Here is a 23,600-nt window from a genome sequence, read left to right as displayed (position 1 = left end):
AGGACTCCTGTCGTCGGCGCCGGCCGGCGCCAGGGACGCAACCTGTTCACTGTACGTGGGCCCGCTCCGGGCCCGTCCGGTGCTCGACCCCCGGCCGCCCGTGGGGGAAGCTGCTCGGGACCACGATCGACGGAGATCGGCTCGCACCTCGTCGCCCTGCGGAGGCAACCGTGTCCTATCTCCTGCGCCTGGTCGTGCCCGACCGCCCCGGTCAGCTCGGCGCGGTGGCCACCGCGCTGGGCACCGTGGGCGTCGACATCGTCTCGGTCGACGTGCTCGAGCGCGGCAGTGGTGTCGCCGTCGACGACATCGTGGTGGACCTGCCGCCCGACCGGCTGCCCGACAGCCTCATCACCGCTGCGCAGGCGGTCCCGGGCGTGCAGGTGGAGGCGCTGCGGCCCTTCGCCGGCCCCCTCGACACCCACCGCGAGCTCGACCTGCTCGAGGAGCTGGCGCGCGCTGCCGAGGGCACCGCCGTGAAACTGCTGGCCGTCGAGCTGCCGCGGGTCTTCCACAGCGGCTGGGCGGCGGTGCTGCAGGCCTCCGACGGCGGGTGCCAGGTCCTGGCCGCGTCCGACGCCGCCCCGGCCTTCGACGGCATGGCGCTGCCCTGGCTGCCGTTGCCCTCGCCGCTGCTGCTGCCCAGCGAGGACGACTGGCTGCCCGAGCGCTGGCGCGAGATGGCCGTGGAGATGATGGCGGCACCCTTCGGCGACCCGCGCACCGCCGTCGTCACCGGCCGCTCGGGCGGGCCGGTCTACCGCCGCTCGGAGCTGCTGCGGCTGACCCACCTCACCGGCATCGCCGCCGGCGTCGCCCACCTGCCACCCGTCTGATCCGCCGCCGGAGCTCCGCCACGCCGACTGCAGTCGGGATCGGCGGCACCACCCCGACGGCCCGCATCACCGCCCCCCTGCCCGCGCCGCTGGAGCGAACCGTCAAAGGCTCTGCGTCGCTGACCTGCACCTTCTCCGTCCACAGGTCCTACTGAGGGATCCTTCCGAACATGTGATCGAAGCCGTGACGGGAACCTCGACCGCGGTACTCGACGCACCGGCCGTGACGCCTCCGGGTGTCGGCTGGGCGTCGGGACCGCTGGGTGGGGTGCAGGCCGCCGACCGGGAGGTCGCCCGGCAGACCGCGCGGCGGTACCGGGCGATCACCGCGTTCGCCGCCACCCTTCACCGGAGACAGTCGCTCACACGTCTCCGTGGGGCGGAGGCCGGCGTAGCGGCTCACTCCCCCGCCGGCCCGGCCTCCACCGGCTGGGACTCCACCGGCTCGGTGTCCGCGCCCGTCGCCTTGGCCCGCCTGCCCCTCGTCCTCGCCTTGGGCTCCGGCTGCGGCTCCGGCTCCGGCTCGGCAGGTCCTGCACCCGCCGGCTCGGACGACGCCGCGGCCACGTCCTCGGGCTCGCTCCCGTCGCCGATCGTCGCGACGGCGCGGGCAGCGTCGGGACCCTCCTCCAGGAGCACGCGCAGGCCGTCGTCGTCCAGGACGGGCGCCTTCACCTGCACGGCCTTGTCGTACTTGCTGCCGGGGTCGGCGCCGACCACCACGAAACCGGTCTTCTTCGACACCGAGCCGGTCACCTTGCCGCCGCGCTCCTGGATCGCCGCGATCGCCTGGTCGCGGCTGTGGTCGCGCAGCGACCCGGTGACGACGACGGTGACGCCGGTGAGCGGCCCGGGCGGGGCGTCCTCGCCGGCGTCGGCCAGCGACACACCGGCCCGGCGCCACTTCTCCACGACCTCGCGGTGCCAGTCGACGGCGAACCAGTCGCGCACCGAGCGGGCGATGGTCGGACCGACGCCGTCGGCGGCGGCGAGCTCCTCCTCCGACGCCGCGGCGATCCGGTCCAGCGAGCGGAAGTCGCGGGCCAGCGCCTGCGCGGCGGTCGGGCCGACGTGCCGGATCGACAGCGCGACCAGCACCCGCCACAGCGGCACGTCCTTGCGCGCCTGCAGGTTGGCCAGCAGCCGCTGCCCGTTGGCCGAGAGGCCGCCGTCCTTCCTGGTGAAGAAGGCCGTGCGGCGCAGCGCGTCCTCGGTGAGGTCGAAGACGTCGCCCTCGTCCTCGAGCAGGTGCTCGGCCAGCAGCGCGATCGCCGCCTCGTAGCCCAGCACCTCGATGTCGAAGGCGCCGCGGCCGGCGACGTGGAAGACGCGCTCCCGCAGCTGCGCGGGACACGACTGCGCGTTCGGGCAGCGGATGTCGGCGTCACCCTCCTTCTCGTGCCGCAGCTCGGTGCCGCACTCCGGGCAGTGCGTCGGCATCTCGAACTCGTGCTCGGCGCCGGTCCGCGCGGCCACCACCGGCCCGAGGATCTCGGGGATGACGTCGCCCGCCTTGCGGATGACGACCGTGTCGCCGATGAGGACGCCCTTGCGCCGGACCTCGCTGGCGTTGTGCAGCGTGGCCAGCTGCACGGTGGAGCCCGCGACCTTGACCGGCTCCATGTAGCCGAACGGCGTCACCCGGCCGGTGCGCCCGACGTTGACCCGGATGTCGAGGAGCTTGGTGGTGGCCTCCTCGGGCGGGTACTTGAACGCGATCGCCCAGCGCGGCGCCCGCGAGGTCGAGCCCAGCCGCCGCTGCAGCGGCACCTGGTCGACCTTCACCACGACGCCGTCGATCTCGTGCTCCACCGAGTGCCGCTGCTCGCGGTACCGCTCGATGAAGGCCCACACCGCCTCGAGGTCGTCGACCACCGCGAAGCGCTCGCTGACCGGCAGGCCGAGGGCGCGCAGCCGCTCGTAGGCCCCCGACTGGCGGTCGGTCTCGAAGCCCCGGCGCGCGCCGAGGCCGTGCACGACCAGCCGCAGCGGCCGGGAGGCGGTGATCCGCGGGTCCTTCTGCCGCAGGGAGCCGGCGGCGGCGTTGCGCGGGTTGGCGAAGGGCGCCTTGCCCTGCTCGACCATGCCGGCGTTGACGTCGGCGAAGCCCTCGATCGGGAAGTAGATCTCGCCCCGGACCTCGAGCAGCTCGGGCACGTCGTCACCGGCGAGGTGCTGCGGGACGTCCTGCATGGTGCGGACGTTGGCGGTGACGTCCTCCCCCGTCGTCCCGTCGCCCCGGGTGGCCGCGCGGACCAGCCGACCGCGCTCGTAGACGAGGGCGACCGCCACGCCGTCGACCTTCAGCTCGCACAGCCAGGCGACGCCCGCACCGGCGTCCCGGACGACCCGGTTGGCCCACGCCGAGAGCTCGTCGCCGTCGAAGACGTTGTCCAGGCTCTGCATGCGCTCGAGGTGCTGCACGGGCGCGAACGTGGCGGTGAAGCCGCCGTTGACCTTCTGGCTCGGCGACTCCGGCGTGAGCAGCGCGGGGTGCTCGGCCTCGAGGACCTCCAGCTCGGCCATGAGCGCGTCGTACTGCCCGTCGCTGACCAGCGGCTCGTCGCGCACGTAGTACGCGAAGGCGTAGCGGTCGAGCTCCTCGGACAGGTCGCGGTGGCGGGTGCGCGCCTCGTCGGGGACCTCGGTGAGGTCCTGCCGGTCGGCGACCGCGGCGACCTGCGGGGCATCGACTTCCGCGTCCGTGCTCACGGCGAGGACGGTATCCGGCGCGTACGACGCCGAACCCGCCCTTCCCCGATGGGGTGTCACTCCGGCAGGAGGTACCTCGCGGCCTCGCTCACGTGGGTCATGGCGGCCCGCGCGTGGGCCGGGCTCGCGCCGGCCAGCCCGCAGGCCGGGGTGAGCGTCACCGCCTCGTGCAGCTCGTCGGCCGGGAACCCGAGCTCGCGCCACCACGCCCGCAGCCGCGAGGCCGTCGCCTTGGGCGCCGGCAGCACGGCGTCGGTGCCGGGGACGACGCCGGGGAACAGGTGCACGCCGGCGTCGACGGCGGTGCCGAGCGCGTCGAGGTCCTGCACCAGCCCCAGGTCGAACGACAGCCCGTCGGCGCCCGCGGCGCGCAGCAGGTCCAGCGGCGCCCGGTCGGCGCAGCAGTGCACGACCACGGGTGCCGGCACGGCGGCGACGACCGCAGCCAGCTCCGCCTCGACGTCGGGGGCGGCGACGGCCGGCAGCCGGCCGAACCCGCTCACCGTCGGCAGGCCGCCCTGCAGGACCGCGGGCAGGGACGGCTCGTCGAGCTGGACGACGACCTGCGCCCCGGGCACGCGGGCGGCGACGGCGGCGACGTGCTGGGCGATGCCCTCGGCGAGCGACTGCGCGAGGTCGCGGCGGGCGCCGGGGTCGACGACGGCGCGCTCCCCGCGTTGCCGCTCCAGGCCGGCCGCCAGCGTCCACGGTCCGGCGGCCTGGACCTTGAACGGGCCGTAGTGGCGCCCGGCGACGTCGTGCAGGGCGTCGAGGTCGCGGGCGAGGAACTCCTGCGCGCGGCGCAGGTCCCGGCCGGCGCGTGGCACGAGGCGCCAGCCGGCCGGGGTGAGGTCGACGGCGAGGTCGACGAGGAGGGCGGCGCTGCGCCCGATCAGGTCGGCGCCGGCCCCGCGCGCGGGCAGCTCGGGCAGGTGCGGGAGGCCGGGCAGCTCGCCCAGCACGACCCGCAGCGCCTCGGCCGGGTCGGTGCCGGGCACCGACCCGACGCCCGAGGCCGGCCCCCACGCTGCGGGGGCCGGCCTCGGGTCGGTGTCGGGTCGGTCGATCGGAGAGGCCACGGCGGCGACGGTAGTACCGCCGCCGTGACTCACGACGGTCCGGACCTCAGCAGGCGCCCGTGCCGGTGCCGTCGTCGTCGAACCGCTGCGCCGGGTCCAGTGAGACCGCCCGGTCCAGCGGCGGCGGGGCGACGGCTCCGGTCTGCGCGGCCAGGTAGGCGTTGAACGCGTCGACGTCGTTCGGCCCGGTGGTGACGGTGGCACCCGCGGGACGTCCGCTCACGAACGCCCCGAAGGAGTCGCCACCGGCGATGAGGAAGGAGTTGGCCACGACCGTGTAGGTCGCCGTCAGGTCCAGCGGCGCCTCCCCGATGCGGACGGAGGCGGGGTCGATGCGGTCCCCCACCGCGGCGTTCGGGTCGAACTCGTAGGTCAGTCCCGCCACCGACAACTGGAGGAAGCTCGCGGATCCACTCCGCGTGCCCCACTGCTGCTCCAGGACCTGCTCGATGCCCGCACCGGTCAGCTCCACCGTGTTGACCGTGTTGCTGAACGGCTGCACGGCGAAGGTCTCGGCGAAGGTGACGGTCCCCGAGGGGTCGGCCGGGCCGGAGGAGGCACAGTTGATGTCCGCCCGCAGGCCACCGGGGTTCATGAACGCCACGTCGGCGTCCGGGAAGGCCGCCAGCTGCGCGTCGGCCACCAGGTTGCCGAGGGCCGACTCGGCGTCCCGGACGGTGCTACCGGCCCGGTAGGCACGGTCGAGGTCGGCGGTCTGGGTGCCGACGGGGACGTTGCCGGCCTCGGCAGCCCGAGCCTCCCAGTAGCTGACGATGCTCTGGACCGCCGGGTCGGGCGAGGTGCGGAGCACCGGGACGTTGGTCGCGGTCGCCGTGGAGCGGACGACGTCGCCGTCACTGCCCAGGCGGAACTGGATGTCGGTCAGCGCCTTGCCGTAGAAGCCGGCCTGGGTGACCAGCCGCGGCTCGCCGGCGGGGTCGGGCAGCACACAGTCGTAGGGCACGTGGGTGTGCGCGCTGATGATGACGTCCACCGACGCGTCGACGGCGGCGTTGATGTCGCCGATCGGGGTGCCGGCCATGTCACCGACGCAGCGGTCGAGGCCGCCGCCGGTGCCCTGGGTGCCGCCCTCGTGGACCATCACGACGATCGCCTCGACGCCCTGCTCCTGCAGCTCGGCGGCGTAGTGGTTGACCGCCTCCGCCTCGTCGCCGAAGGACAGACCCTCGATGCCCTCCGCGGCGACGATGTTCGGGGTGTCGTCGGTGACGACGCCGATCAGGCCGACCTGCTTGTTGCCGGTGGTCCGCACGACCTCGTACGGCGGGAGGATCGGCTCCCCGGTCGCCTCGTCGGTCACGTTCGCGGCCAGGTACGGGAACTGCGCGCCCTCGAACGCGTGCTCACCTTCGCCGAAGCACCCGTCGACCCCCACCGTGACGCCCTCGCACGCGGCGACGTCGTCGGAGAACTGACCGTCGGTGGCACCGGAGATCCGGTAGAGCTCCTCCTGACCACGGTCGAACTCGTGGTTGCCCACCGCGGAGAAGTCCAGCCCCAGGGCGTTGAGCACCTCGATGGTCGGCTCGTCCTTGAAGACGCTGGAGTTGAACGGCGAGGCGCTCACCAGGTCACCGGCACCGACGAAGAAGGTGTTCTTCTGCGGACCGCCCCAGCCGCGGCGGAGCTCGGCCAGGGTGGTGGCGATGTCGGCTGCGCCGCCGACGGTCTCGGTGACGTTGTCCGCTGTCGTGGAGTAGTCGCCGTCCGGACCGGGCGAGGTCACCAGCTGGCCGTCGCCGCCCGACTGGGGGCTGATCCGGCCGTGGAAGTCGTTCATCGCGATGAGCTGGACCGGCAAGCCGCCGTTGCCGTTGCCCGGTGCCGCCTGGGCGGCGACCGGGACGGCCAGCAGGCCGGCCGAGGTGGCCACCGCGACGGCGGCGGCCAGGGTGAGGCGCGTTCTGCGCAAGGAGTCCTCCGGGGACGTGCGGCCGGGTCACCGGGACGGTGGCCGGGAGCGAGATCGTGAGCCGGGATACCTAGCCGTGCTCAGGGAGTGGCTCGCCGGACACGTTAGGTGACGAACCAGTCCGACACCAGAGCCGTCAGGTGACGTCTGGGTGACACGCCGTCAGCCGGCGACGGTCCCCTGTCCGAGCACCAGGTCACCGCGGACCGGGTCGGGCGCGTACAGGACGGCCGACTGCCCCGGGGCGACGCCGCGCTGCGCCTCGTCGAGGGCGATGACCAGTCCCCCGCCGTCCCCGGCGGTCACCGTGCACGCGACGGCGGCCGAGTGCGCCCGCAGCTGCACCTCGGCGCGCAGCGGGAGCTCCGGTGCCGGCCCCGTCCAGGTGGGTGGGGCCGTAGGGACCTCGGCGACGCCCGCCAGGTCGGCGGTCCCCACGGTCACCGTGCGGGTCAGCGGCTCGATGGCCAGGACGTAGCGCGGCCGCTGGTCGCCGACGGCGATGCCCAATCCGCGCCGCTGGCCCACCGTGAAGCCGTGCGTGCCCTCGTGGGTGCCGACCGTGGCGCCGGTGGCGGCGTCGACGACCGGTCCCGGGTGCACGCCGAGGCGGCGGGTCAGGAACCCGCGGGTGTCGCCGTCGGGGATGAAGCAGATGTCGTGCGAGTCGGGCTTGGTGGCGACGGCGAAGCCGCGCTCGGCGGCGATCGCGCGCACCCGCTCCTTGGTCATCGACCCGAGCGGGAACCGCGCGCCGGCCAGCTGCTCGGCGGTGAGCACGCCCAGCACGTAGGACTGGTCCTTGGCCGCGTCCACCGACCGCCGCAGCCGACCGTCGGCCAGCCGCGCGTGGTGGCCGGTGACGACGGCGTCGAAGCCGAGCGCCAGCGCCCGGTCGAGCACCGCGGTGAACTTGATGCGCTCGTTGCACCGCAGGCACGGGTTGGGGGTGCGGCCGGCCGCGTACTCGGCCACGAAGTCGTCGACGACGTCCTCGGTGAACCGCTCGGCGAGGTCCCACACGTAGAACGGGATGCCCAGCTCGTCGGCGACCCGGCGCGCGTCGTGGGCGTCCTCGACGCTGCAGCAGCCGCGGGCGCCGCTGCGCAGGGTCTGCCGGTCGGGCGAGAGCGCGAGGTGGACACCGGTGACGTCGTGCCCGGCGTCGACGGCGAGGGCGGCGGCGACCGCGGAGTCCACTCCCCCGCTCATGGCGGCGAGGACGCGCACTAGCGCCCCCTCCCGGCCCGGCGGGCGCGCTCGACCACGGGGGCGATGACGGCCAGCAGGGCGTCGACGTCGTCGTCGGTGCTCGTCGACCCCAGGCTGAACCGCAGCGAGCTGCGCGCCCGGTCGGCCGCGGCGCCGACCGCGGTGAGCACGTGGCTGGGCCGCGCGACGCCGGCGCTGCAGGCCGAGCCGGTGGAGCACTCGATGCCGCGGGCGTCGAGCAGCATGAGCAGCGCGTCGCCCTCGGCGCCCGGGAAGGACAGGTGCGCGTTGCCCGGCAGCCGTCCGGGTCCGCCGGCAGCCGTCCCGTCGAGCAGGCCGTCGAGCGGTGCGCCGTTGAGCTGCGCGTCGGGCACCTGCTCGAGCACTCCCGCCACCAGCCGGTCGCGCAGCGCCGACAGCCGGGCGGCGCGCTCCGCGCGGGAGGTGACGGCCGTGGTCGCCGCGACGGCGAGGCCGACGATGGCCGGCACGTCGAGGGTGCCGGAGCGGACGTCGCGCTCCTGCCCGCCGCCGTGCAGCAGCGGCGTGCACTCGAGGTCGCGGCGCAGCAGCAGCGCCCCGGCGCCCATCGGGCCGCCGAGCTTGTGCCCGGTCATGGTGAGCGCGTCCACGCCGCTGGCGGTGAAGTCGACCGGCACCTGGCCGACGGCCTGCACCGCGTCGGTGTGCAGCGGCACCCCGACCGCGTGCGCGACGGCGGCCAGCGCTGCCACGTCGCTGACCGTGCCGATCTCGTTGTTGGCCCACATCACGCTGGCCACCGCGACGTCGGACCCGTCGCCGAGGGCGTCGGCGAGGGCGTCGGGCGTCACGCGGCCGGTGGACTCCAGGCTCAGCCAGGTGATCTCGGCGCCCTCGTGCTTGGCCAGCCACTCGGCGCTGTCGAGGACGGCGTGGTGCTCGGCCGGGCTCACCACCAGCCGCCGCCGGCGGGAGTCGGCCTCCCGCCGCGCCCAGAACAGGCCCTTGACCGCCAGGTTGTCGCTCTCGGTTCCGCCGCCGGTGAACAGCACCTCCGACGGGCGGGCACCCAGCGCCTCGGCCAGCCGCTCGCGGGACTGCTCGGCGGCCCGGCGCGCGGCGCGGCCGCCGGCGTGCAGCGACGAGGCGTTGCCCACCCGGCCCCACTGCTCGGTCATGGCGGCCAGGACCTCGGGGAGCACCGGCGTGGTGGCCGCGTGGTCGAGGTAGGTCACCGGCCCAGGTTAGTCGTGCACGACGGACCCGACCGGGGGACGCCGGGGACCCCCTCCCACGCCGACGGGCGCCGACCCCCGGGGGGATCGGCGCCCGTCAGGCGGTGCAGGTGGGTGCGCCTACTTCCGCGCGGCGATCTGCTCGGTGGCGGCGGGCACGACCTGGAAGAGGTCGCCGACGACGCCGAAGTCGGCCAGCTCGAAGATCGGGGCCTCGGGGTCCTTGTTGACGGCCACGATGGTCTTCGAGGTCTGCATGCCGGCACGGTGCTGGATGGCACCGGAGATGCCGACGGCGATGTAGAGCTGCGGCGAGACGGTCTTGCCGGTCTGCCCGACCTGGAAGCTGTGCGGGTAGAAGCCGGAGTCGACCGCGGCGCGCGAGGCACCCACGGCGGCGCCGAGGGAGTCGGCCAGGCCCTCGATGATCGAGAAGTTCTCGGCGCTGGCCACACCGCGGCCGCCGGAGACGACGATCGAGGCCTCGGTCAGCTCCGGGCGGTTGCTCTTCATCTCGACGACCTTGTCGACGACGCGGGTCTGCTTGGCCTGCTCGGACAGGCTGACCTGCACCGGGACCTCCTCGCCGGCGGCGGGAGCCGGCTCGGGGGTCACGGAGTTGCCGCGCAGCGTGTAGATCGGCGTCCCGACCGTGACCTTGGAGTGCACGATCTGCGCGCCGGCGAAGACCACCTGGGTGGCGGTGCCGTCGGCGGCGATCTCGGTGACGTCGGTGAGGAAGCCGCTGCCGGTCTTGAGCGCCAGCCGGCCGGCGACCTCGCGGCCCTCCGGGGAGGACGGGATGACGACGGCGGCCGGCGACGCCTGCTGCACGAGCTGGGCCAGCACCTCGGCCTTGGGGGCGACGAGGTACTCGTCGATCTCCGGGGACTCGGCGACGTAGACCTTCGCCGCGCCGTACTCGGCCAGCTGCTCGCGGGTGCCGGTGGCGACGCCGGGGCCGCCGGCGACGACCGCCGAGACCTCACCCAGCGCACGGGCGGCGGTGAGCGCCTCGAGGGTGCCCTTGCGGACGGTGCCGTCGGCCGGGTTCAGCTCGACGAGGACCAGGACCTCTGCCATGACTGTTCGCCTCTCCTGTTCGCTTCGGATCCGGGCCGGGTCAGACGAGCTTCTGGGCGGCGAGGAAGCCCACGAGCTCCTGCGCGCCGTTGCCCTCGTCGGTGACCTTGACGCCCTCGCCCTTCGGCGGGCGGCCGGTGAAGTCCACGACCGCGCTGGTGGCCGTGGCCAGGCCCACGGTGGAGGGGTCGATCCCGAGGTCGGCCAGCGACTTGGTCTCCACCGGCTTCTTCTTGGCGGCCATGATCCCCTTGAAGGAGGGGTAGCGCGGCTCGTTGATCGTGTCCCAGGTGGACACGATCGCCGGGAGCGGGGCCTCCAGGGCCCAGAAGCCGCCGTCGGTCTGCCGCTCGACCTTCACCGTCGAGCCCTCCACGGTCATCTTCTGCGCCCCCGACAGCTGCGGGATGCCCAGTCGCTCGCTCAGCAGCGCCGGCATGACCGCGACCTGGCCGTCGGTCGACGTGGCGCCGGTGAGGACGAGGTCGTACTCCATCTGCTGCAGCGCCGCGGCGAGGACCGCCGAGGTCTGGATCGCGCAGGAGCCGTGGATGGCGTCGTCCTGCACGTGCACCGCCCTGTCCGCGCCCATGGACAGGGCCTTGCGGATGGCGTCGGTGGCGCTGCCGGGACCGACGGTGAGGATGGTGACCTCGCCGCCCTCGCGGTCGCGGACCTGCAGTGCCTCCTCGATCGCGTACTCGTCGATCTCGTTGATGACGTTGTCCGCGGTTGCGCGGGCGACGGTGTTGTCCGACGGGTCCAGCGAACGCTGGGTGCCGGAGTCGGGGACCTGCTTGACCAGAACGACGATGTTCATCGCCAGACCTACCTCCGCGATCGGTCATGGGGGACGCGGGCCGCGGCCCGCCTGGCTCCGATAGTGGAGGTTACTGCGGGGTAACGGCGCACCGCGCCGGGGTGCCGGTGAACCCGGTCACGCCGTCCAGCGTCCGGTGGCGGCGAACTCCTCCAGGACCGCGGTGGGGGGCGCCAGGTCCAGGCCGCACCCGGCCACCCACTCGTCGGAGTGGTAGGTGTGCGCGTACCGCTCGCCGCCGTCGCAGAGCAGGGTGACGACGCTTCCGGTGCGGCCGGCCGCGACCATCTCGGCGACCAGCCGGAACGCGCCCCACAGGTTGGTGCCCGTCGAGCCGCCGGCCCGCCGGCCCGTGGCCCGCTGCAGGTGCCGCACCGCCGCCAGGGAGGCGGCGTCGGGCACGCGGATCATCCGGTCCACCACCGACGGCAGGAAGGACGGCTCCACCCGCGGCCGGCCGATGCCCTCGATCCGCGAGGGCATGCCGGTGGTCCAGGCCGGCTCGTCCTCCACCCAGCCGGGGAAGAAGGCCGAGTTCTCCGGGTCGACGACGGCCAGCCGGGTCGGGTGCCGGCGGTAGCGCAGGTAGCGGCCGAAGGTCGCGCTCGTGCCGCCGGTGCCCGCGCCGACGACGACCCACTCGGGCACCGGGTGGCGCTCCAGCGCCATCTGCTCGAACACCGACTCGGCGATGGTGTTGTTGCCGCGCCAGTCGGTGGCCCGCTCGGCGTGGGTGAACTGGTCGAGGTAGTGCCCGCCGGTCTCGGCGGCCAGCCGGCGCGCCTCGTCGTACATCTCCGGCGCCTTGTCCACGAAGGCACAGCGCCCGCCGTGGAACTCGATGAGCGCGACCTTCTCCGGGCTGGTCGAGGCCGGCATCACCGCCACGAAGGGCAGGCCGAGCATCCGGGCGAAGTAGGCCTCGCTGACCGCCGTCGACCCGCTGGAGGCCTCGACGACGGTGCTGCCCTCGGTGATCCAGCCCGAGCACAGCGCGTGCAGGAACAGCGAGCGGGCCAGCCGGTGCTTGAGGCTGCCGGTCGGGTGCGTCGACTCGTCCTTGAGGTAGAGGTCGACGCCCCACTCCGGCGGCAGCGGGTACACGAGCAGGTGCGTGTCGGCGCTGCGCACGCCGTCGGCCTCGACGGCGGCGATCGCCCGCTCCACCCACGCCCGCCCGGCACGGTCGGACCGGTCGACGTCGGTGACCTCGTCGGGGACCCGGGACTCGCTCACCGGGCCATCCTGGTGCACGCCCCGGGCGGCCGCGCACGCTGCGTCGCCGTGAGACTGCGTCGCGGCGGGACGCGGCGGCGGGACGCGCGGCCGGGCAGCCGTGCGGCCGGCGGCCGGGCCACGCGGACACCGCGCTGCCTACCCTCCCGGCGCCATCCACGTCTGTCCGGCCGGCTCGCGATCCGCAGGCCGGCCGAGGAGCTGCCATGTGTCCGCGAGAGTTCGGCCCCTACCTCCTCGAGGAGGTCCTCGGCGTCGGCGGGATGGGCGAGGTCTGGCGGGCGCGGGACACCCGCCGCGAGCGCCTGGTCGCCCTCAAGCTCCTGCCGGAGAACCTCAACGGCGACCCGGAGTTCGCCAGCCGTTTCCGGCGGGAGTCGCACGTCGCCGCGCGGCTGCGCGAGCCGCACGTCATCCCGATCCACGACTACGGCGAGATCGACGGCCGCCTGTTCATCGACATGCGGCTGGTCGACGGCCGCGACCTCGGCGCCCTGCTCGCGGAGGGGCCCCTGGCGCCGGCACGGACGGTGGCGCTGCTCTCGCAGGTCGCCGACGCGCTCGAGGCGGCGCACGCCGACCACCTGGTGCACCGGGACGTCAAGCCGAGCAACGTCCTGGTGACGCCGGCCGACTTCGTCTACGTCGTCGACTTCGGCATCGCCCGGTCCGTCGGCAGCACCCGGACGTCGCTGACGATCACCGGCGCGACGGTCGGGACCCTGGACTACATGGCGCCCGAGCGCTTCACCGACCAGCCGATCGACGGTCGGGTGGACGTCTACTCCCTCGCCTGCGTCCTCGCCCAGTGCCTGACCGGACGCCGCCCGTTCCGGGGCGAGGACCTGCCGGCGCTGCTCTACGCCCACCTGTACGTGGACCCGCCCCGGCCCAGCGAACTGGTCGCGGCGGTGCCCCCGGCCCTGGACGCGGTGATCGCCCGGGGCATGGCCAAGCGCCCCGAGGACCGCTACCCGACACCGCGCGCGCTGATCGACGCCGCCCGCCAGGCCCTGGAGCCGGCGGTTCCACCGGGCGGGACGTCCGGGACCGCCGCGACCCCGCCGGACCGGACCACCGAGCCGGCGAGGACCCCCGCGGCCCCGCCGACCGTGCTGGGCGTGCGCTCCGGCGACGGCGCGCACAGCTCCGTGCAGCAGCTGCCCACGGTCCCGCCCCCGCCCGGCGTCCCGGGACGGTCCCCGCGCCCCCGCCGCCGGCGGATCGCGCTGGCCACCGCGCTCGTGCTCGTCCTGGTCGCCGCCGGGCTCGGGGTCCTCCTGTGGTCCCGCGACGACGACGGGGGCGCGGACGCGGCCGGCACGCCGTCCAGCTCGCCGGAGAGCACCCTCGCGCCCGAGGGGACCGCCCCACCGCCCGCGTCGGAGACACCCCCGCCGGTCAGCCTCGCGGTGCCGACGCAGCTCGGCGACCCCATCCCCGTGCCGCCGACGCCGGGCTTCATGGCCATCGCACCCGACGGCCGCTACGCCTACATCGCCCACCGGGCGCAGGGGTTCGTCAGCGTCCTCGACCTGACCTCGCAGAGCAGTTCGTCGCAGATCCCGATCCCGGCGGGTCCCCCGCAGTTCATCACGTTCTCGCCGGACGGCAGCCGGGCCTACGTGACGGTGTACGACGACCCGAACAGCGTGCACGCCGTCGTCGTCGTCGACACGACGACCAACGAGGTGCTGCAGACCATCGAGGTGGGGCTGCGCCCGTACGCACCGGCGACCTCCCCGGACGGCCGGTGGCTCTACGTCCCCCTCCACAACGAGGGCCGCGTCCAGGTGGTGGACACCACCACCGGCGAGGCAGTGGACTCGTACACCGTGCCGGAGAACCCGCACTGGATCGCCGTCTCCGCCGACGGCGGGCGCGCCTACACCGCCAACCACGAGTCCGGCGTGCTCTCCGTGCTGGACCTGACCGACCGCGGCCGGGTGGTGCAGGAGATCCCCGCGGGGGTCGCGCCCCACAGCGTCGCCATCTCACCGGACGGCAGCCGGGTCGCGGTGGTGGCCTTCGACAGCAGCGAGGCGTTCCTCGTCGACACCGCCACGAACACGACGGTGGGCAGCGGTGGCGTGGGCGCGCGGCCCCAGGACGTCACGTGGGCGCCGGACGGCCGGCGGTTCTACACCGCCGACGTGGACGGGGACACGATGTCGGTGGTCGACGCCCAGACCCTCCGGGTGACCGCGGCCCCGGTCACCGGCGACGGCCCCACCAGCGTCGCGGTGTCCCCCGACGGACGGCGGGCCTACGTGACGAACCTGTACAGCGCGACGGTCGTCGTCTACCAGCTCACGGCGTGACGTCGGCCGGCTCGACGAGAGCGGGGCGCTCGGCGGGGGTGACGGTGACCGGCGTCCCGGGCGTGAGGCCCTGGCTGCCGGCGCTGGGGACGTCGGCCCGCACCTCGACGCCGTCGGGCAGCGCGACGGTCAGCCGCGTGACGGCGCCGGAGAACGTCCGGGTCACCACCCGGCCGTGACCGCGCGGGTCGGCCTCGACCTCCAGGGCCTCCGGCCGCACCAGCGCGAACGCCGGCCCAGCCGTGGGCGCCGAGCCGAGCACCTCGCGCCGGACGCCGAGGAACTCGACGTCGCCGTCGCCGAGCACCGCGGGGATGCGGTTCATCGTGCCGACGAAGCCGGCCACGAACGCCGTCGCCGGGCGCTCGTAGAGGTCGTCGGGCGAGGCCACCTGCTCCAGCCGGCCGGCCCGCATGACGCCGACCCGGTCGGCCACCGACAGCGCCTCGGCCTGGTCGTGCGTGACGAAGACCGTGGTGATGCCCAGCTCGAGCTGGATGCGGCGGATCTCGTCGCGCAGCTGCACCCGCACCTGCGCGTCGAGCGCCGACAGCGGCTCGTCGAGCAGCAGCACCTGCGGCGCCACGGCCAGCGCGCGGGCCAGTGCGACCCGCTGCTGCTGGCCGCCGGAGAGCTGGTGCGGATAGCGCTGTCCGCGGTCGGCGAGCCCGACCAGCTCGAGCAGCTCCGCGGCCCGCCCGGCCCGCTCGGCCTTGTCCCGGCGGCGCACCCGCAGCCCGAAGGCGACGTTCTCGGCGACGGTCATGTTCGGGAACAGGCTGTAGGCCTGGAACACCATGCCGACGTCGCGCCTGCTCGGCGGCACCGACGTGACGTCGCGGCGGTCGAACCACACCCGGCCGGCGTCGGGGACCTCGAAGCCGGCGATGGCGCGCAGCGCCGTCGTCTTGCCGCAGCCCGACGGTCCGAGCAGCGCGAGGAACTCCCCGCCGGCGACGTCGAGGTCGAGCCCGTCGAGGGCGAGCACCCCGCCGTAGCGGCGGGTCAGCCCCTCCAGGCGGACGGCGACCGGCGGCTGCTCGCGCAGGTCGGCGGGCGCGGCGGCGCGGCCCGGGGCCGGGCCGGGCACCCCGGCGGCCACGGTCCCCGGCTCGGGAGCGGCGGTCATGCGGGGTCCTCCTCGCGGCGCCGGCGGTCCAGCGCGGAGATCAGCAGCAGCAGTGCCCAGGTCAGGAGCAGGGACAGCACCGAGACGGCGACCGACAGCCGGGGCTGCGAGCCGGCGATGCGCACGATCCAGGTGGGGAAGGTCTCGAAGCCGAGGATGTTCGCCACGGTGAACTCCCCCAGCACCAGGGCGACGGTGAGGAAGGCGGCGTTGAGCACCGACGTCCGCAGCACCGGCAGCACCACCGAGAGCATCACCCGTGGCCAGGAGGCGCCGAGCACCCGCGCGGCCTCGGTCAGCGTGCGCAGCTGCGCCCCGCGGACGCCGGCGTCCAGCGCGCGGTAGACGAACGGCAGCGCCAGGACGACGTAGACGAGCACCAGGATCCACGGCAGCGCCGGCTCCTGGAGGGCGAAGAACGCCTCGGCCAGCGGGGTCCCGAGGAAGTACTCGGGCGCCCAGGCGAGCACGCTGCGCACGCCCACCACCAGCGCGATCGGCGGGAGCAGCAGCGGGACGAGCGTGAGCAGCTCCACCAGGGGGCGCAGCCGGGGCAGCCGCAGCTCCACCAGCACCACGGTGGGCACCATGAGCAGCAGCGCGATGAGCACGGTCAGCAGGCCCATGGCCAGCGAGCGGCCGAAGTTCTCGGCGAACCCCTCGGCGGTCGGGATGCTCGTGTACGCGTCGGTGGTGACGCCGTCGCGGCTGCGGACGGTGAACCACACCGAGGCCGCCAGCGGCACCAGGAAGTACAGGCCGAGGACGGCGAACACCGCCCACCGCCACACCCCGCGACCGCGGCGGGCCGGCCGCACCGGCGTCTCCGGCGCGACGCCGCCGGCCCCGGCGACGCCGGCGGTGGACAGGCCGGCCGTCGTCGCGCTCACGACAGCCACCGCGACGTGCGCCGCTGGACCCACGTGTAGAACACCATGACCAGGCCCACGAGGACGACCATCCCGAGCGCCAGCGCCTTGCCCAGGTTCTCGGCGCCGACGACGACGTTGCTCGACAGCGAGTCGGCGATCTGCAGCGTCACCAGCGGCACGCTGCTGCCCACCAGCGCCCGGGCCGTGGCGTAGGCGGCGAAGGCGGAGGCGAACAGCAGCATCGTGGCGCCGAGGACCGGCGGGGCGAGCACCGGCCCGCCGACGTACCGCCAGTACTGCCAGCCGCTGGCGCCGAGGACGTCGGAGGCCTCCCGCCACTGCGGCCGCAGCGCCTCGACCGCCGGGACGATGGTCAGCACCATGAGCGGGACCAGGAAGTACAGGTAGACCACCGCCAGGCCGGCCATCGAGGCCAGCCGGAAGCCGTCGAGACCCAGCGTGCCGGTGAGCACGGGGGTGACCACGCCGGCGGTGCCGATGGTCGCCAGGAAGGCGAAGGCCAGCGGCACGCCGCCGAAGTTGGCCAGGACACCGGAGGCGGTGAGCACCAGCCGGCGCAGCAGCCGGCCGCGCCGGGTGGTGACGACGGCGAAGGCCAGGGCCAGGCCGAGGACCGCGCTGAGCACCGCGGTGATGGCCGAGAGCTGCAGGCTGCCGAGGTAGGCGCGGGCGTAGGCGCCGCCGGTGACCGTGCCGATGTTCCCCGTCGACCAGGTCTCGTCGAAGGTGACCGGGTCGGTGGCGCGGAAGGCCTCCACCGCCAGCACGCCGACCGGCAGCAGGAGGAAGACCGCGACGTAGAGCAGGAACGGGACGATCCCCAGGACCGGCCCCAGCGCGGACAGCGGACCGCCGCGCCGGCGTCCCGTGCGGGACGCCGGCGCGGCGGGGGCAGACGTGGTGCTCAGCCGGAGATCTCCTGGTTCCACCGGGTGGCGACCACCTGCTGGGCGGCGCTCTCCTGCTCCTGCGTCGGGAAGTCCGCGGTCCCCTCGACCGGCGGCAGGGCGGCCAGCGCGTCGGCGTCGGCGGTCCCGGCCTCCTGCATGGCGGGCAGCCGGACCGGGCGGGCGCCGCCGGCCAGGTACAGGTTCTGGCCGCGGTCGCTGTAGAGGAACTCCTGCCACAGCCGCGCGGCGGCCGGGTGCGGGGCGTAGGCGCTGATCGCCTGGCTGTAGTAGCCGCCGAACAGGCCGTCGGAGGGGACGTTGACCTGCCAGTCGACGCCCTGCTCGGCCAGCGTCGGGGTCAGCCCGGCGTTGAGGTAGTCCCAGTCGATGGCCAGCGGGGTCTCGCCGCTCTGGATGGTCGCCGGGGTGATCTCGACCGGGTTGAAGTTCCCGACCTCCTTGACCTGGGCGAAGAAGTCGATGCCCGGGCCGATGTCGTCGAGGCTGCCGCCGTTGGCCAGCGAGGCGGCCCAGACGCCGGAGAACGCGGCCGCGGCCTGCGTCGGGTTGCCGTTGAGCGCGACCTGGCCGGCGTACTGCGGGTCGAGCAGGGCCTCGAAGCTGGTCGGGCACTCGGCGATCACCGTGGCGTTGCAGCCGATGGAGATGTAGCCGCCGTAGTCGTTGTACCAGTGGCCCTCGGGGTCCTTCTGGCCCTCGGGGATCTCGTCCCAGGTCTCCACCTGGTAGGGCGCCAGGAAGTCCTGGGCCTGGGCCTGGCGGGCGAAGGCGGTGCCGAGGTCGAGGACGTCGGGAGCGCGGTCCTGGCCGCGCTGGCTCTCGACGGCGTTGAGCTCGTCCTGGCTGGACCCGTCGGGCGAGGCGCTGTTGACGGTGATCCCGTACTCCTCCTCGAAGGTGGAGATGATCTCGCCGTAGTTCGCCCAGTCCGGCGGCAGCGCGATGACGTTGAGCTCACCCTCGGCCTGCGCGGCCTCGACGAGGGCGTCCATGCCGCCGAGGTCCTCGGCCGAGCGGGCGCTCGCCGCCTCGGAGCCTCCTCCCCCTCCTGCCGAGCCGCCGTCGTCGCTGCCGCCGCCACAGGCGGTCAGCACGAGGGTCGCGGCCGCCAGCACGGTCGCGGTCCTCAGGGTGGGGGTGGATCGCACGGGTCCTCCAGGGGGGCGGGGCAGTTCGGCCGACAGGCCCTGCGGATGGTGACAGAACCGGACCGTCCCGAGGGCCGGATCCGGTGACGGTCGCGGGAACAGGAGGCGACGTCGAGGTCCCGGGGAGGCGGTCAGCGCCCGGTGAAGGTCGCCTTGCCGGGGCCGCTCTCGAGGAACGACCGCATGCCGGTGGCCTGGTCCTCGGTGTCGAACAGCCCGGCGAACAGCCGGCTCTCCAGCGCCAGGCCCTGCTCCATCGACCCGTCGAGGCCCTCGTCGATCGCCTGCTTGGCCGCGGCGAGCGCCAGCGGCGGGCCGGCGGCGAACTTCCCCGCCATGGCGACCGCGGTGTCGTACACCTCGGCGTCGGGGACGACGGCGTCGGCCAGGCCCATCTCGAGGGCCTCCTCGGCGCCGACGTGCCGGCCGGTGAAGACGAGGTCCTTGGCCTTGGCCGGGCCGACCAGCCGGGCCAGCCGCTGGGTTCCGCCGGCACCGGGGATGACGCCGAGCAGGATCTCGGGCTGCCCGACCTTCGCCCCGGCGCCCATGATCCGGAAGTCGGCGCACAGCGCGAGCTCGTAGCCGCCGCCGAGGGCGTAGCCGGTGATGGCGGCGATGACCGGCTTGGGGATGCGGGCCACGGTGGTGAAGCTGTTCGTCAGCTCCCGGCCCCACGCGACCATCGAGCTGCCGGTCAGCCGGGACATCGCCTTGATGTCGGCGCCGGCGGCGAACACCCGCTCCCCGCCGTAGATCACGACGGCGCGCACGTCCTCGCGCCGGGTGGCCTCGAGCGCCGCGGCCCGCACCTCGGTGTGCAACTGCTCGTCGATGGCGTTCATCTTGGGCCGGTCGAGGCGGATCGTGCCCACCCCGCCCGCCACCGACAGGGTCACGAACTCCGGCGCTGCTGGCATGGGGGGCACCCTAGCCAGCCGGAGACGCTCAGCTCCGGCCGCGGGCGGTGTAGCGGCCGTCGGAGCGCTCGAGGGCCAGCGGCAGGCCGAACGTCTCCGACAGCGCCTCGGCGGTGACCACCTGGGACAGCGGCCCGGCGGCCACCACCACGCCCTCCCGCAGCAGCAGCGCGTGGGAGTAGCCCGGCGGGATCTCCTCGACGTGGTGGGTCACCAGCACCTGCGCCGGGGCGTGGAGGTGGGTGGCGAGGTCCGACAGCCGGCTGACCAGGTCCTCGCGGCCGCCGAGGTCGAGCCCGGCGCCGGGCTCGTCGAGCAGCAGCAGCTCGGGGTCGGGCATGAGCGCGCGGGCGATCTGCACCCGCTTGCGCTCACCCTCGCTCAGGGTCCCGAACGGGCGGTGCGCGATCGCCTGCACGCCCCACTGCCGCAGGAGCGTGGCCGCGCGGGAGAGGTCGTGGATGTCGTAGCGCTCCCGCCCGCGGCCGACGATCGCGTACCCGGCGGACAGGACGACGTCGCCGGTGCGCTCCCCCGGCTCGATCCGCTGCGCCAGCGCCGCGCTGGTCAGGCCGATCCGCGGGCGCAGCTCGAAGACGTCGACCGCGCCCATCGTCTCGCCGAGCAGTTGCACCTCGCCGCGGGTCGGGTGCACGAGCGCCCCGGCCAGCTGCAGCAGCGTCGTCTTCCCCGCCCCGTTCGGCCCCAGCACCACCCAGCGCTGCTCGGGGGTGATGGTCCAGTCGACCCCCCGGAGCAGGTGCGACTGCCCGCGGACGACGTCCACGCCGCGCATCCGGACGACGGGCTCTGCTCCGCTCAGCGCGGGACTGCTCGACACGGCCCCATCCAACCAACCCGCCTGTCTGCAGGCCGACAGGAGCACGAGTTGACAGGATCGCGGCGTGAGGACCAGCAGCGAGGACGTCGAGGTCTGGCCGGGCTCCCCCGCTCCCCTGGGGGCGCACTGGGACGGCACGGGCACCAACTTCGCGCTGTGGTCGGCCGGTGCCACCGCCGTCGACCTGTGCCTGTTCGACCCCGACGGGACCGAGCACCGGCACCGGCTGCAGGAGACCACCCACCAGGTCTGGCACGGCCGGCTGCCCGGCGTCGGGCCCGGCCAGCGGTACGGCTACCGCGTGCACGGCCCCTGGGACCCCGGCGCCGGCCACCGGTGGAACCCGGCCAAGCTGCTGCTGGACCCCTACACCCGCGCCGTCGACGGCGACCTGGCGCTGCACCCCGCGCTGTTCGGGTACCGCGCCGACGGCCCCGACACCGGCCCGGCCGACCCGCGCGACTCCGCTCCGTTCGTGCCCCGCGGCGTCGTCGTCCACGACTCCTTCCCCTGGGACGGCGACCGGCGGCCGGCCACCTCGTGGTCGGACACCGTCGTCTACGAGGTGCACGTCAGGGGCGCGACCATGCGGCACCCCGGCGTCCCGCCGGCGCTGCGCGGCACCTACGCGGGGCTGGCCCACCCGGCGTTCGTCGAGCACCTGGTGTCCCTGGGCGTCACCGCGGTGGAGCTGCTGCCGGTGCACCACTTCGTCAGCGAGCCGCACCTGCTGCGCCGCGGGCTGAGCAACTACTGGGGCTACAACACCCTCGGCTACTTCGCCCCGCACGCCGCCTACAGCTCGGCCGGCTCCGGCGGGGCGCAGGTCACCGAGTTCAAGGCGATGGTGAAGGCGCTGCACGCCGCGGGCATCGAAGTGGTCCTCGACGTCGTCTACAACCACACCGCGGAGGGCGACCACACCGGGCCGACGCTGTCGCTCAAGGGCGTCGACAACCCCGGCTACTACCGGCTGCACGGGGAGAACCGGGCCCGCTACACCGACTACACCGGCTGCGGGAACACCCTCGACGTCCGGCGTCCGCAGGTGCTGGCGATGCTCATGGACTCGCTGCGCTACTGGGTCACCGAGATGCACGTCGACGGCTTCCGGTTCGACCTCGCCGCCGCACTGGCCCGGTCCTTCCACGACGTCGACCGCCTCTCGGCCTTCTTCGACGTCGTCCACCAGGACCCCGTGGTCAGCCAGGTGAAGCTGATCGCCGAGCCGTGGGACATCGGCGAGGGCGGCTACCAGGTGGGCAACTTCCCGCCGCTGTGGACCGAGTGGAACGGCCGCTACCGCGACACCGTGCGCGACGTGTGGTCCGGCGCGCGCGTCGGCGTGCGCGACCTGGCCTACCGGCTCACCGGCTCCTCCGACCTCTACCGCTCCGACGGCCGGCGCCCCTTCGCCAGCGTCAACTTCGTCACCGCCCACGACGGCTTCACCATGGCCGACCTGGTCACCTACGAGCACAAGCGCAACGAGGCCAACGGCGAGGACAACCGCGACGGCGAGGGCCACAACCGCAACTGGAACTGCGGCGTCGAGGGCCCGACCGACGACCCGGGGGTCCTCGCCGTGCGCGCCCGGCAGCAGCGCAACCTGCTGGCCACGCTGCTGCTGTCCACCGGCGTGCCGATGCTCACCGCGGGCGACGAGCTGGGCCGCACCCAGGGCGGCAACAACAACGCCTACTGCCAGGACAACGAGGTGTCCTGGATCGACTGGGACGCCGCCGACGGGGACCTGCTGGCCTTCGTCCGCCGGCTGCTGCGGCTGCGCCGCGACGCGCCGGTGCTGCGCCAGGAGGCCTTCTTCGAGGGCCACGAGATCCCGGGGACCGGCGGCACCCGCGACGTCGCGTGGTTCGCACCCGGCGGCGGGCAGCTGACCACCGGGGACTGGTTCGACACCGGCCTGGAGACCGTCGGCATGTACCTCGACGGCCGGGGCATCCGGCACCGCGACGAGCGCGGCCGCCCGGTGGTCGACGACTCCTACCTCGTGCAGCTGCACGCCGGGTCCGAGCCGGTCGACGTCGTGCTGCCGGGGCCGCCGTGGGCCGACGGCTACGAGTTCGCGCTCAGCACCGAGTACCCGACGGGGGCACCGCCGCGACCGGCCGTCGTCGCGCCCGGGCCGGTCGAGGTCCCCCCGCGCACCGTCTGGCTCCTGCGCGTCCTGCGCCGGCCGTGAACGAGACGGCGCGGGCCCGGTCCCCCGAGGGGAACCGGGCCCGCGGCCGCTGCGCTCAGGTCACTCCGGCTGCTCGTAGGTGATGACCGTCCAGCCGAGCAGGAGGCGGTCGCCGTCGGAGAGCGGGTGGGCGACACCGGGCTCGAGCTGCGTCCACTCGGTGGCCTCCGGCCCGGCGACGTGCGTGCCGTTGAGGGAGCCGAGGTCGGTGAGCGTGACCTCGCGGCCCTGGCGCTGGATGGCCGCGTGCGCCGAGGACAGCACGTTCTGCGTGTCGGCGATCGGCACCGGGCGGGCGTTGCCGGCGGTCACCAGCTCGTGGCTGTCGGGACGGCGGCCGAGCACCAGGTCCTCGTCGACGGTGACGACCAGGCCGTCGTCGAACCGCAGCACCGGCGCGGACGCGGCGGCGTCGGGCTTCCAGAACGCCGTCTCCTCGCCGCCGTCGTCGGTGCGGGCGGCCTGGCTCGACGCCGAGGAGCCGGACGGCGCGCTGTAGGACGGCGCCGCGGCGAAGCCGGCGTCCGAGCCGGCGCCGAACGACGACGGCGGCGTGTGGGTGGCCGGCGGGACGGCGGCCGGGGCGGAGGAGACGGCGGCCAGCTGCAGCAGCGCGCCGGAGCCGGGGACCGCGCCCTCGACGAGGTCGTGGGCGACACCCGGCGGCATCTGCGGCGTGGCCTGGCCGGGGCCGACGTAGAGGCTGGACCCGAGGGTGAACCCGGCGGCCAGGCTGCACCCGTCGACCGGCTGGCCGGAGACCGGGACGCCGTCGACGGCGGGCTGGCCCTTGCCGGACCACAGCGCGACGCCGGTGCCGGACCCGCCGCTGGTGTCGGTGAGGACGAGGGCGAAGGAGGCCGAGCCGCCCCCGAGCGCGGCGGCCTGGGCGGCGACGGCGCCCAGGACGCGGTCGGCGCCGGGGCCGGACACCCCCAGGCAGGCGTGCAGGGCGGCGACCAGGGCCGGCGAACCGGGAGCGTCGACCCACAGCAGTCCCCCGCCGCGACGGGCCACGAGGGCGTCTCCGGGCAGGACTTCACAGCGGTCGGGCATGCGCGCCAGCCTAATGACAGCCGGGGGCGGTGTGCGGTCCCACCGCACCG

At 74.7% G+C, this 23,600-nt stretch carries 18 protein-coding genes; 3 read left to right on the top strand and 15 right to left on the bottom strand.

Annotated features, from left to right (window positions below; genetic code table 11):
• The first annotated feature begins 170 nt into the window (after positions 1-170).
• On the top strand, positions 171-836 hold the full coding sequence (locus HLV61_RS06940; protein WP_369253659.1) for an ACT domain-containing protein: 666 nt from the start codon (positions 171-173) through the stop codon (positions 834-836).
• Between the two features lie 399 nt (positions 837-1,235).
• On the opposite strand, the gene ligA is transcribed toward HLV61_RS06940, so the two are convergent.
• The 8 genes from ligA to HLV61_RS06900 all read right to left on the bottom strand — a co-directional run bounded on the left by ligA (position 1,236) and on the right by HLV61_RS06900 (position 12,128).
• Entirely contained in the window at positions 1,236-3,548 is a 2,313-nt protein-coding gene (gene ligA, locus HLV61_RS06935) for an NAD-dependent DNA ligase LigA (protein WP_369253658.1), read from the bottom strand.
• Between the two features lie 56 nt (positions 3,549-3,604).
• The gene (locus HLV61_RS06930) at positions 3,605-4,627 is read right to left on the bottom strand and encodes a methionine synthase (RefSeq protein ID WP_369253657.1); all 1,023 of its coding nucleotides are present in this window, start codon (positions 4,625-4,627) and stop codon (positions 3,605-3,607) included.
• A gap of 46 nt (positions 4,628-4,673) precedes the next feature.
• On the bottom strand, positions 4,674-6,560 hold the full coding sequence (locus HLV61_RS06925) for a bifunctional metallophosphatase/5'-nucleotidase (RefSeq protein ID WP_369253656.1): 1,887 nt from the start codon (positions 6,558-6,560) through the stop codon (positions 4,674-4,676).
• 162 nt (positions 6,561-6,722) lie between these two features.
• Entirely contained in the window at positions 6,723-7,790 is a 1,068-nt protein-coding gene (gene mnmA, locus HLV61_RS06920; RefSeq protein ID WP_369253655.1) for a tRNA 2-thiouridine(34) synthase MnmA, read from the bottom strand.
• Positions 7,790-8,989 (bottom strand): cysteine desulfurase family protein, encoded by a 1,200-nt coding sequence (locus tag HLV61_RS06915; protein WP_369253654.1) that lies wholly within the window; start codon positions 8,987-8,989, stop codon positions 7,790-7,792. Before HLV61_RS06915 ends, mnmA begins: the two co-directional genes overlap by 1 nt.
• Positions 8,990-9,109: 120 nt before the next feature.
• Complete coding sequence (locus HLV61_RS06910; protein WP_369253653.1) at positions 9,110-10,072, bottom strand: electron transfer flavoprotein subunit alpha/FixB family protein; 963 nt, start codon at positions 10,070-10,072, stop codon at positions 9,110-9,112.
• Positions 10,073-10,112: 40 nt separating this feature from the next.
• Entirely contained in the window at positions 10,113-10,892 is a 780-nt protein-coding gene (locus tag HLV61_RS06905) for an electron transfer flavoprotein subunit beta/FixA family protein (RefSeq protein WP_369253652.1), read from the bottom strand.
• Positions 10,893-11,009: 117 nt separating this feature from the next.
• Positions 11,010-12,128, bottom strand: a complete 1,119-nt coding sequence (locus HLV61_RS06900) for a PLP-dependent cysteine synthase family protein (protein WP_369253651.1) — start codon at positions 12,126-12,128, stop codon at positions 11,010-11,012.
• A gap of 206 nt (positions 12,129-12,334) precedes the next feature.
• Between HLV61_RS06900 and HLV61_RS06895 the strand changes: the two genes are divergently transcribed.
• Positions 12,335-14,449 (top strand): protein kinase domain-containing protein, encoded by a 2,115-nt coding sequence (locus HLV61_RS06895; protein ID WP_369253650.1) that lies wholly within the window; start codon positions 12,335-12,337, stop codon positions 14,447-14,449.
• On the opposite strand, the gene HLV61_RS06890 is transcribed toward HLV61_RS06895, so the two are convergent.
• The 6 genes from HLV61_RS06890 to HLV61_RS06865 all read right to left on the bottom strand — a co-directional run bounded on the left by HLV61_RS06890 (position 14,439) and on the right by HLV61_RS06865 (position 20,291).
• Positions 14,439-15,578 carry an ABC transporter ATP-binding protein gene (locus tag HLV61_RS06890; RefSeq protein WP_369253649.1) on the bottom strand — a complete coding sequence of 380 codons (1,140 nt, stop codon included), beginning with the start codon at positions 15,576-15,578 and terminating at the stop codon, positions 14,439-14,441. The two genes, HLV61_RS06895 and HLV61_RS06890, sit on opposite strands and share 11 nt — an antisense overlap.
• Positions 15,575-16,468, bottom strand: a complete 894-nt coding sequence (locus tag HLV61_RS06885; protein WP_369253648.1) for an ABC transporter permease — start codon at positions 16,466-16,468, stop codon at positions 15,575-15,577. Before HLV61_RS06885 ends, HLV61_RS06890 begins: the two co-directional genes overlap by 4 nt.
• Positions 16,465-17,400, bottom strand: a complete 936-nt coding sequence (locus HLV61_RS06880) for an ABC transporter permease (RefSeq protein ID WP_369253647.1) — start codon at positions 17,398-17,400, stop codon at positions 16,465-16,467. Before HLV61_RS06880 ends, HLV61_RS06885 begins: the two co-directional genes overlap by 4 nt.
• On the bottom strand, positions 17,376-18,530 hold the full coding sequence (locus tag HLV61_RS06875; protein ID WP_369253646.1) for an ABC transporter substrate-binding protein: 1,155 nt from the start codon (positions 18,528-18,530) through the stop codon (positions 17,376-17,378). Before HLV61_RS06875 ends, HLV61_RS06880 begins: the two co-directional genes overlap by 25 nt.
• 131 nt (positions 18,531-18,661) lie before the next feature.
• Positions 18,662-19,450 (bottom strand): enoyl-CoA hydratase/isomerase family protein, encoded by a 789-nt coding sequence (locus HLV61_RS06870; RefSeq protein ID WP_369253645.1) that lies wholly within the window; start codon positions 19,448-19,450, stop codon positions 18,662-18,664.
• Between the two features lie 28 nt (positions 19,451-19,478).
• Positions 19,479-20,291, bottom strand: coding sequence for an ABC transporter ATP-binding protein (locus tag HLV61_RS06865; RefSeq protein WP_369253644.1), 813 nt, complete (start codon positions 20,289-20,291; stop codon positions 19,479-19,481).
• 64 nt (positions 20,292-20,355) lie between these two features.
• On the opposite strand from HLV61_RS06865, the gene glgX reads away from it, so the two are divergent.
• Entirely contained in the window at positions 20,356-22,494 is a 2,139-nt protein-coding gene (gene glgX / locus HLV61_RS06860) for a glycogen debranching protein GlgX (protein ID WP_369253643.1), read from the top strand.
• A 60-nt stretch (positions 22,495-22,554) separates the two neighbouring features.
• Here the strand turns inward: glgX and HLV61_RS06855 are convergent, their stop codons facing one another.
• The gene (locus tag HLV61_RS06855; protein WP_369253642.1) at positions 22,555-23,550 is read right to left on the bottom strand and encodes an FHA domain-containing protein; all 996 of its coding nucleotides are present in this window, start codon (positions 23,548-23,550) and stop codon (positions 22,555-22,557) included.
• Positions 23,551-23,600: the final 50 nt, after the last annotated feature.

It is taken from the genome of Geodermatophilus amargosae, assembly GCF_041028265.1.
Classification (GTDB): domain Bacteria; phylum Actinomycetota; class Actinomycetes; order Mycobacteriales; family Geodermatophilaceae; genus Geodermatophilus; species Geodermatophilus amargosae_A.
This window is presented reverse-complemented; position numbering and strand designations above follow the sequence as displayed.